12 protein-coding genes and 4 tRNA genes are annotated in these 13,486 nt (G+C 20.0%); 5 read left to right on the plus strand and 11 right to left on the minus strand.

The window, feature by feature from the left end:
* Nucleotides 1-7: 7 nt before the first annotated feature.
* Nucleotides 8-1,195, minus strand: coding sequence for an MFS transporter (locus AACL42_RS01245; RefSeq protein ID WP_340147350.1), 1,188 nt, complete (start codon nucleotides 1,193-1,195; stop codon nucleotides 8-10).
* Between the two features lie 76 nt (nucleotides 1,196-1,271).
* Complete coding sequence (gene dapF, locus AACL42_RS01250; RefSeq protein ID WP_340147351.1) at nucleotides 1,272-2,117, minus strand: diaminopimelate epimerase; 846 nt, start codon at nucleotides 2,115-2,117, stop codon at nucleotides 1,272-1,274.
* A 189-nt stretch (nucleotides 2,118-2,306) separates the two neighbouring features.
* On the opposite strand from dapF, the gene cyaY reads away from it, so the two are divergent.
* The gene (gene cyaY / locus AACL42_RS01255) at nucleotides 2,307-2,660 is read left to right on the plus strand and encodes an iron donor protein CyaY (RefSeq protein WP_340147352.1); all 354 of its coding nucleotides are present in this window, start codon (nucleotides 2,307-2,309) and stop codon (nucleotides 2,658-2,660) included.
* 24 nt (nucleotides 2,661-2,684) lie between these two features.
* Here the strand turns inward: cyaY and AACL42_RS01260 are convergent.
* The 8 genes from AACL42_RS01260 to AACL42_RS01295 form a co-directional block, all read right to left on the minus strand.
* Nucleotides 2,685-2,758: transfer RNA gene (locus AACL42_RS01260), tRNA-Pro, on the minus strand.
* Between the two features lie 34 nt (nucleotides 2,759-2,792).
* Nucleotides 2,793-2,868, minus strand: a tRNA-His gene (locus AACL42_RS01265).
* A gap of 169 nt (nucleotides 2,869-3,037) precedes the next feature.
* Nucleotides 3,038-3,112, minus strand: a tRNA-Arg gene (locus tag AACL42_RS01270).
* Nucleotides 3,113-3,150: 38 nt separating this feature from the next.
* Complete coding sequence (rho, locus tag AACL42_RS01275; protein WP_340147353.1) at nucleotides 3,151-4,413, minus strand: transcription termination factor Rho; 1,263 nt, start codon at nucleotides 4,411-4,413, stop codon at nucleotides 3,151-3,153.
* A gap of 113 nt (nucleotides 4,414-4,526) precedes the next feature.
* Complete coding sequence (trxA, locus tag AACL42_RS01280; protein ID WP_340147354.1) at nucleotides 4,527-4,877, minus strand: thioredoxin; 351 nt, start codon at nucleotides 4,875-4,877, stop codon at nucleotides 4,527-4,529.
* A gap of 196 nt (nucleotides 4,878-5,073) precedes the next feature.
* The gene (gene ilvC / locus AACL42_RS01285) at nucleotides 5,074-6,540 is read right to left on the minus strand and encodes a ketol-acid reductoisomerase (protein ID WP_340147355.1); all 1,467 of its coding nucleotides are present in this window, start codon (nucleotides 6,538-6,540) and stop codon (nucleotides 5,074-5,076) included.
* A 29-nt stretch (nucleotides 6,541-6,569) separates the two neighbouring features.
* Entirely contained in the window at nucleotides 6,570-8,447 is a 1,878-nt protein-coding gene (gene ilvD / locus AACL42_RS01290) for a dihydroxy-acid dehydratase (RefSeq protein WP_340147695.1), read from the minus strand.
* A gap of 353 nt (nucleotides 8,448-8,800) precedes the next feature.
* Nucleotides 8,801-8,873 (minus strand) — tRNA-Trp (locus tag AACL42_RS01295).
* 192 nt (nucleotides 8,874-9,065) lie between these two features.
* On the opposite strand from AACL42_RS01295, the gene AACL42_RS01300 reads away from it, so the two are divergent.
* The 4 genes from AACL42_RS01300 (at nucleotide 9,066) to fdx (ending at nucleotide 11,769) form a co-directional block, all read left to right on the plus strand.
* The gene (locus tag AACL42_RS01300) at nucleotides 9,066-10,280 is read left to right on the plus strand and encodes an IscS subfamily cysteine desulfurase (protein WP_340147356.1); all 1,215 of its coding nucleotides are present in this window, start codon (nucleotides 9,066-9,068) and stop codon (nucleotides 10,278-10,280) included.
* Nucleotides 10,281-10,326: 46 nt separating this feature from the next.
* On the plus strand, nucleotides 10,327-10,716 hold the full coding sequence (gene iscU / locus AACL42_RS01305) for a Fe-S cluster assembly scaffold IscU (protein ID WP_340147357.1): 390 nt from the start codon (nucleotides 10,327-10,329) through the stop codon (nucleotides 10,714-10,716).
* Between the two features lie 33 nt (nucleotides 10,717-10,749).
* Nucleotides 10,750-11,271 carry a Fe-S protein assembly co-chaperone HscB gene (hscB, locus tag AACL42_RS01310; RefSeq protein ID WP_340147358.1) on the plus strand — a complete coding sequence of 174 codons (522 nt, stop codon included), beginning with the start codon at nucleotides 10,750-10,752 and terminating at the stop codon, nucleotides 11,269-11,271.
* 165 nt (nucleotides 11,272-11,436) lie between these two features.
* Nucleotides 11,437-11,769: an ISC system 2Fe-2S type ferredoxin gene (gene fdx / locus AACL42_RS01315; RefSeq protein WP_340147359.1), complete on the plus strand. Its 333-nt coding sequence runs from the start codon at nucleotides 11,437-11,439 to the stop codon at nucleotides 11,767-11,769.
* Between the two features lie 91 nt (nucleotides 11,770-11,860).
* Here the strand turns inward: fdx and der are convergent, their stop codons facing one another.
* Nucleotides 11,861-13,279: a ribosome biogenesis GTPase Der gene (gene der, locus AACL42_RS01320; protein ID WP_340147360.1), complete on the minus strand. Its 1,419-nt coding sequence runs from the start codon at nucleotides 13,277-13,279 to the stop codon at nucleotides 11,861-11,863.
* Between the last annotated feature and the right edge of the window lie 207 nt (nucleotides 13,280-13,486).

Raw genomic sequence — 13,486 nt, forward strand, 5'->3', positions numbered from 1 at the left:
ATATTTTTTATTTTATTAATTTTTTTAATCTTAAAATTGCTATAATACTAATTAATAAACATATTGTTAAAAATTCAATTACTCCAAACCAATCAAATTTAAACCAAATATATCCATTTAAAGTTCCTAAAATACTAGCTCCCATATAATAAAAAAAGAAATATAATGGAGAAATAAAAATTTTAAATTTTAAAGAAAAATAACTTACTAAATTGCTAATAACAGAATGACATAAAAAAAATCCTGAAGAAAATAATAATAAGCCAAAAAAAATAATTAATAAATAATTCCAAAATGTTAAAAATAAACCTATTATCATTAAAATTAAAGATATTATTAAAATTTTAAAAATTCCATTTTTTTTAACTAAATTACTAGATTTTTGAGAAAAATATATACCTACTAAATAAATTGAAGAAATAAAACTAATAGACTTAGAACTTAAATGAAAAGGCATTATAGATAATCTATAATTTATATAATTAAATACAGCTACAAAAGAACCCATTGTGAAAAAACCAATAATAAATAACAAAACTATTTTTTCATTTGTAATTTGAAATAAAAAATTATCTTTTAAAGATTTTAAAGTAATATTCGAACTTTTAAAATTTTTAGATTCTGGAAGGTAGTAATAAAATATTATTATTAAAAAAAAAGAAAATAATCCAATTAATAAAAATAAAATTTTCCAAGAAAAATAATGTATTCCAATACTACTAAATAATCTACCTGAAAATCCTCCAATAGTATTTCCACTGATATATAATCCAATAGATTTAGATAAAGAAGAAGCATCTATTTCTTCACTTAAATAAATTATTGAAATAGGTGTTACTCCACTTAAAAAAAATCCAACTAAAGCTCTAAACAAAATTATTTGATTCCAAGAATTTGCAAAAATTGAAAAAAAAGTAAATAATATTGATAAGAGTAAAGATAAAAAAATTACTTTTTTTCTTCCAAAAAAATCTGCTAAAAAACTAGAAAACAAAGTTCCAATAGCCATACATGCGGTAGAAACTGATAGTGATAAACTACTTTCTATAGGACTCAAATAAAATTTTTTTGAAAAAAATGATAAAATAGGTTGAGAAAAATATAACATAAAAAAATTTGAAAAACCAGCTAAAAATAAAGCAAAAATAATTTTTTCAAAATTTTTATTTTTTTTTTTTTTATATTTTTTTTTCATAAATTCTTAACTAAAATAAATAATAAATAATAATATTTTTTTATAAAAATATATAAATTTTATAAAAAAATTTTAATTAAATATAAAAAAATCCATCGTATACATGAAAAACTGGACCAGTCACATAAATACAATCATTTTTTTTTTTCCATTCTACTTCTAAATTTCCACCTAATAAATTTACACAAATTTTTTTTCTTTTTAATATTTTATTTAATATTCCAGAAACTACAGAAGCGCATGCCCCACTTCCACAAGATTGTGTTTCACCTACTCCTCTTTCATAAATTCTTAAAAAAATTTTTTTATTATTTAAAATTTTCATAAAATTTACATTTGTTTTATTAGGAAAAAATTTATGACTTTCAATAAAAGAACCTATTTTCTGTATATTCAATTTTTTAAAATTTTTAACTTGAAGAACACAATGAGGATTACCTACTGATAGAACATCAAAAAAATATTTTTTATTTTCTAATTTTATAAAATATTTTTTATATTTTTTATTTTTTTTTCCAATAAAAGGAATTTTGTTTAAATTAAAAATAGGTTTTCCAATATTTAACGTTACTAATTTATTTGATTGAATTAAAACAGACATAATTCGATTTTTTGTTTGTATAGAAATTTTTTTATTTTTTGAAAAACCTTTTATAAATAAAAATTTAGCAAAACAACGTGCTCCATTTCCACATTGAGATACTTCCGTTCCATCAGCATTAAAAATTCTATAAAAAAAATCTGCATTTTTATTTTTTGATGATTCAACAATTAATAATTGATCAAAACCTATTCCTAATTTTCTATTAGATAAAGATTTAATTAAAGATGAAGAATAACAAAAGTTTTGAGTTAAATTTTCTAAAATAACAAAATCATTTCCTAAAGATTGCATTTTAGAAAAAAATATTTTTTTTTTCATATTTTAAACTATATTTTAGTTAATATATTATAATATTATAAAATTTATTTAATTTTTTAAATTAAAAAATTAATTTTAAACAATAAAATAAAAATAATTTTAATTATATTTATACTATTTATTATTAAAATTTATTTAAAAAATATAAAAAGTTAAAAATATTAAAATTTTAATAAATTGGAAAATAAAATGATTCAATATAATAAAAAAAATAATTTTGATCAAAAATTTTATAAAATTATTTTAAAAATAGAAAAAAATATAGATTTATTTTTAAAAATATTTAAACTTAAAAACGTTGATTATGAAAACAAAAACAATTTAATGAAAATAAAATTTTTTAAAAAAAAACAAAAAATTATTATTAGTAAACAAAGTTTTTTAAAACAAATTTGGATAGCAACATCAAAAAATGGATATCATTTTAAATATTTTAAAAAAAAAAATAAATGGATTTGTATTAGATCAAAATATGAATTATCAGAATTATTAAAAAAAATTTTTTTTAAATATACAAAAAAAAATTTTTTTATAAATATTTAAATTAAAAAAAAAATTATATTTTTATCGGCGAAAGAGGATTTGAACCTCTGACCTACTGGTCCCAAACCAGTTGCGCTACCAAGCTGCGCTATTCGCCGAAAAAAATTTTTAAATATTAAAAAAATTTTTTTTTGGGGTGGTTAATGGGAATTGAACCCATGACCGCTGGAACCACAATCCAGAGCTCTACCAATTGAGCTATAACCACCATAAAAAAAATTTTTTTAAATAAATTTTTTTAATAAATTATTTTAAAAAAAATAAAATAAATATATTTATTAATAAAACATTTTAAAAAAAATTTATTATTAAAAATTAATATTAATATTTAATTATAATTTTATAATTAATTTAAATTTATTGCAACTTTTTTTTTATGCGCTTGACAGGATTTGAACCTGCGACCTTTACTTTCGGAAAGCAATGCTCTATCCACACTAAGCTACAAGCGCTTTTAAATTTTTCATTTTTTTATAAAAAAATGAAAATTTTATGAAGATCTTTTCATCATATTAAAAAATTCATCATTTGTTTTTGTCATTGAAAGTTTATTAATCAAAAATTCCATTGCATCAATTTCTCCCATAGGATGTATAATTTTTCTTAAAATCCACATTTTTTGCAATTCATTAGGAAGTGTAAGAAGCTCTTCTTTTCTAGTTCCTGATCTATTATAATCAATAGCTGGAAATACTCTTTTTTCTGCTATTTTACGAGATAATGGCAATTCCATATTTCCTGTTCCTTTAAATTCTTCATATATCACTTCATCCATTTTTGAACCAGTATCTATTAAAGCTGTAGCTATAATTGTTAAACTACCCCCTTCTTCTACATTTCTAGCTGCACCAAAAAATCTTTTTGGTCTATGTAAAGCATTAGCATCTACCCCTCCAGTAAGAACTTTTCCTGATGAAGGAGCTACAGTATTATATGCTCTTGCTAATCTGGTGATTGAATCTAATAAGATAATTACATCTTTTTTATGTTCTACTAATCTTTTCGCTTTTTCAATTACCATTTCTGAAACTTGAACATGCCTAGAAGCAGGTTCATCAAAAGTAGAAGCTATTACTTCTCCCTTTACTAATTTTCTCATTTCTGTAACTTCTTCTGGTCTTTCATCAATTAATAAAACCATTAACACACATTCTGGGTGATTGTGAGCAATACTCTGAGCAATGTTTTGCAACAACATAGTTTTACCAGCTTTAGGAGGCGCAACAATTAACCCTCTTTGGCCTCTACCAATTGGAGAAGCTAAATCTAATACTCTAGCTGTTAAATCTTCTGTAGATCCATTTCCTCTTTCCATTCTCAATCTAGAATTTGCGTGTGATGGAGTTAAATTTTCGAATAAAATTTTACTTCTAGCATTTTCAGGTTGATCATAATTTACTTTATTCACTTTTAACAAAGCAAAATATCTTTCTCCATCTTTTGGAGGTCTAATTTTTCCTGATATAGTATCTCCTGTTCTTAAATTAAATCTTCTAATTTGACTAGGAGAAACATAAATATCATCTGGGCCTGCTAAATATGAACTATCTGAAGATCTTAAAAATCCAAAACCATCTTGTAATATTTCTAAAACTCCATCTCCAAAAATATCTTCTCCACTTTTTGAGTGCTGCTTTAAAATAGCAAAAATAATATCTTGCCTTCTCATTCTAGCTAAATGTCCTAATCCTATTTTTTTGCCAAGCATAATTAATTTAGTAACTAATGTATTTTTTAGAGTAGTAAGATTCATAATTTGGTGGGTTCTTAAATAAAAAAAACAAAAAAAAAAAAAAAAAATAAAAATACATCTTGATAAAAAACAATTTTTTTTTAAAAAAAATATAAAAAAATATTTAAAACATTTTATTTTTTAAAAGATTTAAAATTATTAATATTCGTTGTTAAAAAATTAGATAAATTTTCTTTAGAAGAAACACCTATTTTTGTATTAATAACTTTTTTTTTATACATTAAAATTAAAGTAGGTACACTTTGAATAGAATATTTTAAAGAAACTTTTGGATTTTTTTCAATATCTACTTTTACAAATTTGATATCTATAAAATTTTTAGATAATTTTTCTAAAATAGGGGATAATAATTTACAAGGATTACACCATTTTGCCCAAAAATCTATTAAAATAAAATTTTTAGAATTTTTAGAAATAAATAAGTCAAAACTCTCATCAGTTAAATTTTTTATTAAACTTTTCATAAAACTCCATATTTTATTATATTTTTTTATTAATTTTAATATTTAAAAAATTTTATAATAATATGAAATATTAATAATTATAAAATTTTATATTAAAATTATTTATTATTTACTTTATATAAAGTTTTTTATTAAAAATTAAATTAAATATTTAAGAAAAAATATTTGTTAAATATCTTAGTAAGAATATTATTTTTTATTTTATTTTTTTCATTTTAGTCATATAATATCTTAATTTTCTTCCTACTTTTTCAATAGGATGTCTATAAATATTTTCATTTATATTTTTTAATTCAATATTATCTATTTCATTTGAAATAGGAGCATTTCCAAAATCTCCATATTTTAAATTATTAATAAAATTTCTTAAAATAGGAACAGCTTTTTGAGAAAATAAATAATTTCCATATTCTGCAGTATCTGAAATTACTACGTTCATTTCATATAATTTTTTTCTAGAAATTGTATTTGCAATTAATGGTAATTCATGTAAAGATTCATAATACGCAGATTTTTCTACAATTCCTGAATCTATCATAATTTCAAAAGATAATTCAATTCCAGCTTTTATTAAAGCCACCATAAATAAACCATGTTCAAAATATTCATCATCTAATATATTTCCTTTGTATTGAGGAGAATTTTCAAACATGGATTCTTGAGTTTCTAAACGCCAATTTAATAATTGTTTATCTTTATTATTCCAATCTTTCATCATATTTTTAGAAAAATCTCCTGATAAAATATCATCCATATGTTTTTGGAATAAAGTTTTAAAAGATTTTTTTAAATTTTCTGATAAATAATATGCTCTAATTTTTGAAAAATTAGATAAACGATCCATCATTAAACTAATTCCTCCATGCTTTAAACTTTCGGTAATAACTTCCCACCCTTTTTGTAATAGTTGACCAGAATATCCTGAATTATGACCTTGATTAATTAAATATTCGTAAGCTACTATAGATCCAGTTTGTAATAATCCACATAAAATAGTTTGCTCTCCCATTAAATCAGATTTTACTTCTGCAATAAAAGAAGATTCAAGAACTCCAGCTCTATGAGAACCTATTGAATACGCCCAAGCTTTAGCAATATCTAATCCTTTATTATGAATATTATTTTCTTTATGAACAGCAATTAATGTTGGAACTCCAAAACCACGTTTATATTCTGTTCTTACTTCTGTTCCAGGACATTTTGGAGCTACCATAATTACAGTTATATCTTTTCTAATTTTTTCTCCCATTTCTACAATATTAAATCCATGTGAATACCCTAAACAAGAATTTTTTTTCATTAATTTTTGAGCTTTTTTTACAACATAAGAATGATTTTTATCAGGAGTTAAATTAATTACTAAATCTGCAAATGGTATTAAATTTTCATATGAATCAACTATAAATTTATTTTTTTTAGCTCTTCTCCAAGATTTATTTTTATTTATAATACTTTTATTTTTTAAAGCATATGAAATTGTCAAACCTGAATCCCTCATATTTAAACCTTGATTTAAACCTTGAGCTCCACAACCAAGAATAACAATTTTTTTATTTTCTAAAGATTTTTTTTTATTATAAAATTCATTTTTTCTCATTAATCTACATTTTTTTAATTCTGTTAATTTTTGTCTAAAATTTAAACTATTAAAGTAATTTTTCATATAATATCTAACACCTTTAATATTTATAGTTATTTATTATTAAAATATATTTTTGACAAATCTCTTGTTGCTCCTTTATCTGCACTGTTTGCAAAAAAAGAATAATATTTTAAAGAATTTGAAATGTTACGATTTCTTGATAAAGGAAGATAACCTTTTAAACCTTTTTTATTTTCTTCATTTTTTCTAAAATTTAAAATTTTTAAAGAAATTTTTAAAGAAATAGATCTTTTTAAAATATCTATTTCAATAATGTCTCCATTTCTAATTAATGCTATTTCTCCTTTATTTGCAGCTTCTGGTGAAATATGTCCAATTGACAGCCCTGAAGTTCCTCCAGAAAATCTACCGTCTGTAATTAAAGCACATTTTTGATCTAATTTCATAGCTTTTAAATAAGTAGTAGGATAAAGCATCTCTTGCATTCCAGGTCCTCCTTTAGGACCTTCATATCTAATAACTACAATATGACCGGGTTTTATTAAACCAGATAAAATTGCTGTAGAAGCTTCTTCTTGACTTTCATAAACTTGAGCAATTCCTGAAAAAAAGTATAATGCTTTATTTACTCCAGCTGTTTTAACAATACATCCATTTTTAGCAATATTTCCGTATAAAATAGCTAAGCCTCCATCTTTATTATATGCATGTTTAAATGATCTGATACAACCAGATTTTCTATTAATATCTAATTTTTTCCAAAAAAAAGATTGAGAAAAAGGTAATTTGGTTTTTTTTCTTCCTGGTCCAGATTTATACATTTTTTTTATTTTTTTATTTTTTGTAACTAAAATATCATATTTTTTTAAAGTACTTTTTAATGTTTTTCCTAAAATATTTTTAACTTTATTATTTAATAACTTCAATTTATTTAATTCTGATAAAATAGCAATGATACCTCCAGCTCGATGAACATCTTCTACATGATATTTAGAAGTACTAGGGGAGACTTTACATAAATGAGGAACTTTTCTTGAAAGAAAATCAATATCTTTCATAGTAAAATTTATTTTTCCTTCTATTGCCGCTGCTAATAAATGTAATACAGTATTTGTCGATCCACCCATAGCTATATCAACAGACATTGCATTAAAAAAAGAAGATTTATTAGCTATATTTCTAGGTAACAAACTAAAATTATTTTTTTTATAAAAATTTTTAGTAATTTTTACAATTACTCGAGCAGATTTTAAAAATAATTTTTTTCTCTCAGAATGTGTAGCTAATAAAGTACCATTACCTGGAAGTGCTAAACCTAAAGCTTCTATTAAACAATTCATAGAATTTGCTGTAAACATTCCAGAGCAAGATCCACAAGTAGGACAAGCAGATTTTTCTATTTTAAGTGATTTTTTTTGACTTATATTTGGATCTATTCCATTTACAATAGCATCAACTAAATCTATTTTTTTAGAAAATTTTAAAGAATTTTTTGATACTGAATTATTTTTTTGGCCAGCCTCCATTGGCCCTCCTGAAACAAATACTGTTGGTATATTTAATCTTAATGCGCTCATTAACATTCCAGGAGTAATTTTATCACAATTAGAAATACAGATCATAGCATCAACACAATGTGCATTTATCATATATTCTACTGAATCTGCTATTAAATCTCTAGAAGGAAGAGAGTATAACATTCCTGAATGACCCATAGCAATTCCATCATCTATAGCGATAGTATTAAATTCTTTAGGAACTCCACCTAATTTATAAATTTCTTTAGAAATTAAAGATCCTACAGATTGCAAATGTATATGTCCTGGTACAAATTCTGTGAAAGAATTAACTACTGCAATAATTGGTTTTTTAAAATCTTCATCAATCATTCCAGTAGCTCTCCAAAGTGATCGAGCACCAGACATATTACGCCCATTAGTGGTTGTTTTTGATCGATATTCTGGCATTTTATACATCTCTTATTTTTTTTTTAAAATATTTAATTTTAAATTAAATCTTTTTTAAATAAAAAAATAAAATTTATAAAAATAATAAATATATTTTTTAAAAAATATAATAATTATATATAATATATATATTATATAATATATATATTATTTAATTTATTTTTATTTTTTAATATTTTATAAATTTTTTTATTATATTTTATTTTTATTAAATATTATTATAATTAAAAATATTTTAAATTAATTTTTTTTTGAATTTTATTTAAGAAATAAATATCATAATTATTATTTCATATTTTTTAATTTTTAATATAAAAATTAAATTTTTTTGATATAAAAATTTTATTTTTTTTCAGGAGCGGAGGGATTTGAACCCTCAACTTTCGGTTTTGGAGACCGATGCTCTACCAGTTGAACTACACTCCTAAAAAAATAAAATAAATTGAATTTAAAATTTTTTTTATTTTAAAAGAAATTATTTTTTAAATAATTTTGATACTTATTTATATACTATATAATTTTAATTTAATCAAGTATTAAAAATTTTTTAAAATAATAAAAATTAATTTAAAACTAAAAAAATATTTAATTTTTTTTAAAAAAAATAAGAAAAAAAATATGAAATTTCCAATTTATTTAGATTATTCATCTACTACACCAGTAGATATTAAAGTTTTAAAAGAAATGAAAAAATATTTAACTTTTAAGGGAAAATTTGGAAATCCAGCTTCTAGATCACATAAATTTGGATGGGAAGCTGAAGAAGCTGTAGATATGTCAAGAATAAAAATTTCTAATTTAATACATGCAAAACCTGAAGAAATTATTTTTACTTCAGGGGCAACTGAATCTAACAATCTAGCAATTAAAGGAGTAGCATCTTTTTATAAATCTAATGGAAATCATATTATTACTTGTCAAACTGAACATAAATCTATATTAGATTCATGTAGATATTTAGAGCTAAAAGGATTTAAAGTTACTTATTTAAAAACTAATAAAAAAGGTTTAATTAATATTAAAGATATCAAAAAAAATATAAATAAAAATACTATTTTAATATCTATTATGCATGTTAACAACGAAACAGGAGTTATTCAAAATATAAAAAAAATTGGTAAAATATGTTTAAGTAATAATATTTTATTCCATGTAGACGCTACACAAAGTATTGGAAAAATTTCTATTAATTTAAAAAAAAAATATATTAATTTAATGTCTTTTTCTGCTCATAAAATATATGGTCCAAAAGGTATTGGAGTTTTGTATATTAGAAAAAATCCTAGAATACGATTATCTCCATTAATACATGGAGGAGGACATGAAAGAGGTATGAGATCTGGGACATTACCTGTTCATCAAATTGTAGGAATGTCTAAAGCTTGTGAAATTATAGAAAAAAATATAAAAAAAGAATATATAAAAATTAAAAATTTACGAAATATTTTATGGAATGGTATTTCTAAAATTAAAGAAATAAACTTAAATAGTAATCTTAATCATAAAGGAGTTCCTCATATACTTAATATAAGCTTTAAATATGTTGAAGGAGAATCTTTAATTATGGCATTAAAAAATTTAGGAATATCTTCAGGTTCAGCGTGTACATCTTCAAGTTTAGAGCCTTCTTATGTTTTAAAATCAATGGGTTTAAATGATGAATTAGCTCATAGTTCAATTAGATTTTCTATTGGAAGATTTACGACAGAACAAGATATAATTTATACAATTAAAATTTTAAAAAAATCTATTAATAAATTAAGAAAAATTTCTCCTTTATGGGAAATGTTTCAAGATGGAATAGATATTGAAAAAATAAATTGGAAAAAATAAAATTAAAATAAATTTAAAAATTTTATCAATAAAAGGTATATTTAAAATGTCATATAGTAAAAAAGTAATTGATCATTATGAAAATCCTAGAAATGTTGGTTCTTTTTTAAAAAAAAATAATAAAAATATTGGAAATGGACTAGTAGGAGCTCCAGCTTGTGGAGATGTTATGAAATTGCAAATTAAAGTAAATAAAAAAAATATTATTGAAGATGTAAAATTTAAAACATATGGGTGTGGATCAGCTATTGCTTCAAGCTCTTTAATCACAGAATGGATTAAAGGAAAATCAATTTCACAAGCAAAAAAAATAAAAAATTCTGAAATAGTTCGAGAATTAAGTTTACCACCTATAAAAGTTCATTGCTCTATACTTGCTGAAGAAGCTATAAAAGCAGCAATACAAGATTATAAAAAAAAAAATAACATAAAATAAAAAAAATTTTTTTTCATTTTAAAGGAAAAAATTATGAATAAAAATTATTTTGTTATGTTTAATTTAAAAAAAAAATTTAATATTAATAAAAAAAAATTAACTAAAAATTTTTATTCTTTACAAAAAAAATTTCATCCTGATATGAATGTTTTAAAATCTAACAAAATAAAAAATAAATTTTTAAAGAAATCTATACAAATTAATCAAGGTTATAAAATATTAAAAAATTCTTTTAAACGAGCAAAATATTTTTTAAAGATAAATAATATCAAAATTTCAAAAAAATGTTTTTTTGAACAATCTTTTTTAATGAAACAAATTAAATTACATAAAAAATTTAATGTGTTAAGAAAATTAAAAAATAAAAAAAAAATAAAAAAATTAATAAAAAAAATTAAAATTTTAATTAATAATTATAAAAAAAAATTAACATATCATATTTTTAAAAAAAATTGGAAATCTTGCAAATTAAAAATTTTTAAAATTTCTTTTTTAAAAAAGTTCAAAAAAAACGTTGAAAAATTTATTTTTAATTTATCATTTAAAAAAAATTAAAAAATATTATTATTAACTTTACTTTATATAATTAAAATTAAATTAATATTTTAATATTCTTAATATATTATATATATGTATATATATTTATTTAAATTTTTATTTTTTAATTAATTACTTTTTTATAAGTAATTAATTATTAATTTATTTTAGAGTATAAAAAATATGCCAAAAATAAAATTTTTTAATCATAAAAATATTTTATTAAATAAAAATGATATTCATGCAAAAAAAGGCGAATCTATTTTAAATATAGCTTTAAAGAATAATATTTTTATTGAACATGCATGTGAAAAATCTTGTTCTTGTAGTACTTGTCATTGTATTGTAATTAAAGGTTATAACTCTTTATCAAAAAAAAAAGAAGAAGAAGATGATATTTTAGATAAAGCTTGGGGTTTAGAACCTAATAGCAGATTATCTTGTCAAGCTAAATTAGGAAGTAAAAATGTAAAAATTAAAATTCCTTTATATAATAATCATCAAAATAATAAATAATTTTTAAAAAATTTTTTTAATATATAAATAATTAATTAAAATGATATATATAAGATCTAAAAATTTTTTGTAATTCTTAGATCTTATATTTTCATTTATTATTCTTATAAGGATTAAAGCTTTCTTTAAAATATAAAACCAAAGAATTTCCAGAAATTTTAAAAAATTTTTTAAAAAAATTTAACAAATATTTTTTATATTCTTGTGTTAAATATTTTATACGAGTTCCATGAATAATTATTTTTATGGGATTTAATCCACCTAAATGTATATATTTTAATTTTATTTTCTTTTTAAAAACTAAATTATTAATAGGATATTTTAACAACGCATTTTTTAAAATTTTATTTAATGTTGAGCTTTTAATTTTTTTTTTATAAAATTTTTTAATTAAATAAATAGAATTTAACAATTTTTTAATATCTTTATTTAATAAAGCTGATAAATAAAAAATTTTTAAAAAACATAAAAATTTAAATTTAATTTTTATTTCTTTTTTAAAAATTTTTTTTTCTTTTTTTGAAAGAATATCCCATTTATTTACTATTATTATTATAGAAATTTTGTTTTTTAAAATGAAACTAGACAATTTCAAATCCTGTCTAGAAATTAATTTTTTACTAGCATCAATAATCAATAAAGCAACATTTGTAAAATTAATTATCTTTTTTATAGAAAAAAAAGTAATTTTATCAATAACGTTTTTTTTTTTTTTTATTCCAGCTGTATCGATAAAAATAAAATTTTCATTTTTATATTTTTTTGAATTCCAAATATTATCTCGAGTAGTTCCAGGTTTTTTAGAAGTTAATAATTTTTTTTCTTGTAAAATATTATTTATTAATGTAGATTTTCCTGCATTAGGTTGACCAATACATATAATTTTAAAAATTTTAGGAAAATTATATTTAAATTCTTTTATTTTTTTTGATTTTAAAAAATCATTAGAGGTGGAAACATTTTTTTTTTTTAAACATAAAAATTTTTTTTTATCTTTTTTAAAATTTTTAAGAAAATAATAAAAAAAAATTTTTTCAATAGTTTGTTTTATTCCATGCCCATGAGCTGAGGAAACAAAAAAAATTTTTTTAAATCCAATTTCATAAAAATTATGAAAAAATTTATATTTTTTTTTAAAATTATCAATTTTATTAATTATAAGAAAAACATTTTTTTTTGATATTTTTTTTAAATATTTAGCGATTTCTTTATCTTCAAAAGTTAACCCTACTTTTCCATCAACAACAAAAAATATTAGTTGAGATTGTTGTATCGCTTTTTTTGTATTTAAAAAAATTTTTGAGTGTGTTACAAATTTAAACTTTGAAAATTTTATTCCAGCTGTATCGATTAAAATAATTTTTTTATTTTTAAACATAAAAAACCCATAATTTAAATCTTTAGTAAATCCTTTAATTTTAGAAACTAAAGCTTTTTTAGATTTTGTTAATCTATTAAATAACATTGATTTTCCAACATTTTCTCTTCCGATTAAAGATATAGTTAACATAATTTTTCCAAAAATTTTATATAAAATTTTTAATGAAATAACAAAAAAAATTTATAAAATTAAATAATTATAAAAATATTAAAAAATTTTTAATATTTTTTAAATTAAATTTTTTAATATGTTATTTTTTTATTTATTTCTATAAACTTATATTTTTTAATAAAAATTTTTATAAATTTAAAATATATTAAATTTTTTAATTTTTTT

The organism is Buchnera aphidicola (Drepanosiphum platanoidis) (assembly GCF_964020165.1).
Taxonomy (GTDB): domain Bacteria; phylum Pseudomonadota; class Gammaproteobacteria; order Enterobacterales; family Enterobacteriaceae; genus Buchnera_J; species Buchnera_J aphidicola_BL.

What these genes read in the sequence shown, in the direction of transcription:
- AACL42_RS01300 (WP_340147356.1), top strand. Translation starts at nt 9,066, where the DNA reads ATGAAATTTCCAATTTATTTAGATTATTCATCTACTACACCAGTAGAT.
- fdx (WP_340147359.1), top strand. Translation starts at nt 11,437, where the DNA reads ATGCCAAAAATAAAATTTTTTAATCATAAAAATATTTTATTAAATAAA.
- dapF (WP_340147351.1), bottom strand. Translation starts at nt 2,117, where the DNA reads ATGAAAAAAAAAATATTTTTTTCTAAAATGCAATCTTTAGGAAATGAT.
- ilvC (WP_340147355.1), bottom strand. Translation starts at nt 6,540, where the DNA reads ATGAAAAATTACTTTAATAGTTTAAATTTTAGACAAAAATTAACAGAA.
- trxA (WP_340147354.1), bottom strand. Translation starts at nt 4,877, where the DNA reads ATGAAAAGTTTAATAAAAAATTTAACTGATGAGAGTTTTGACTTATTT.
- der (WP_340147360.1), bottom strand. Translation starts at nt 13,279, where the DNA reads ATGTTAACTATATCTTTAATCGGAAGAGAAAATGTTGGAAAATCAATG.
- ilvD (WP_340147695.1), bottom strand. Translation starts at nt 8,447, where the DNA reads ATGCCAGAATATCGATCAAAAACAACCACTAATGGGCGTAATATGTCT.
- cyaY (WP_340147352.1), top strand. Translation starts at nt 2,307, where the DNA reads ATGATTCAATATAATAAAAAAAATAATTTTGATCAAAAATTTTATAAA.
- hscB (WP_340147358.1), top strand. Translation starts at nt 10,750, where the DNA reads ATGAATAAAAATTATTTTGTTATGTTTAATTTAAAAAAAAAATTTAAT.
- iscU (WP_340147357.1), top strand. Translation starts at nt 10,327, where the DNA reads ATGTCATATAGTAAAAAAGTAATTGATCATTATGAAAATCCTAGAAAT.
- AACL42_RS01245 (WP_340147350.1), bottom strand. Translation starts at nt 1,195, where the DNA reads ATGAAAAAAAAATATAAAAAAAAAAAAAATAAAAATTTTGAAAAAATT.
- rho (WP_340147353.1), bottom strand. Translation starts at nt 4,413, where the DNA reads ATGAATCTTACTACTCTAAAAAATACATTAGTTACTAAATTAATTATG.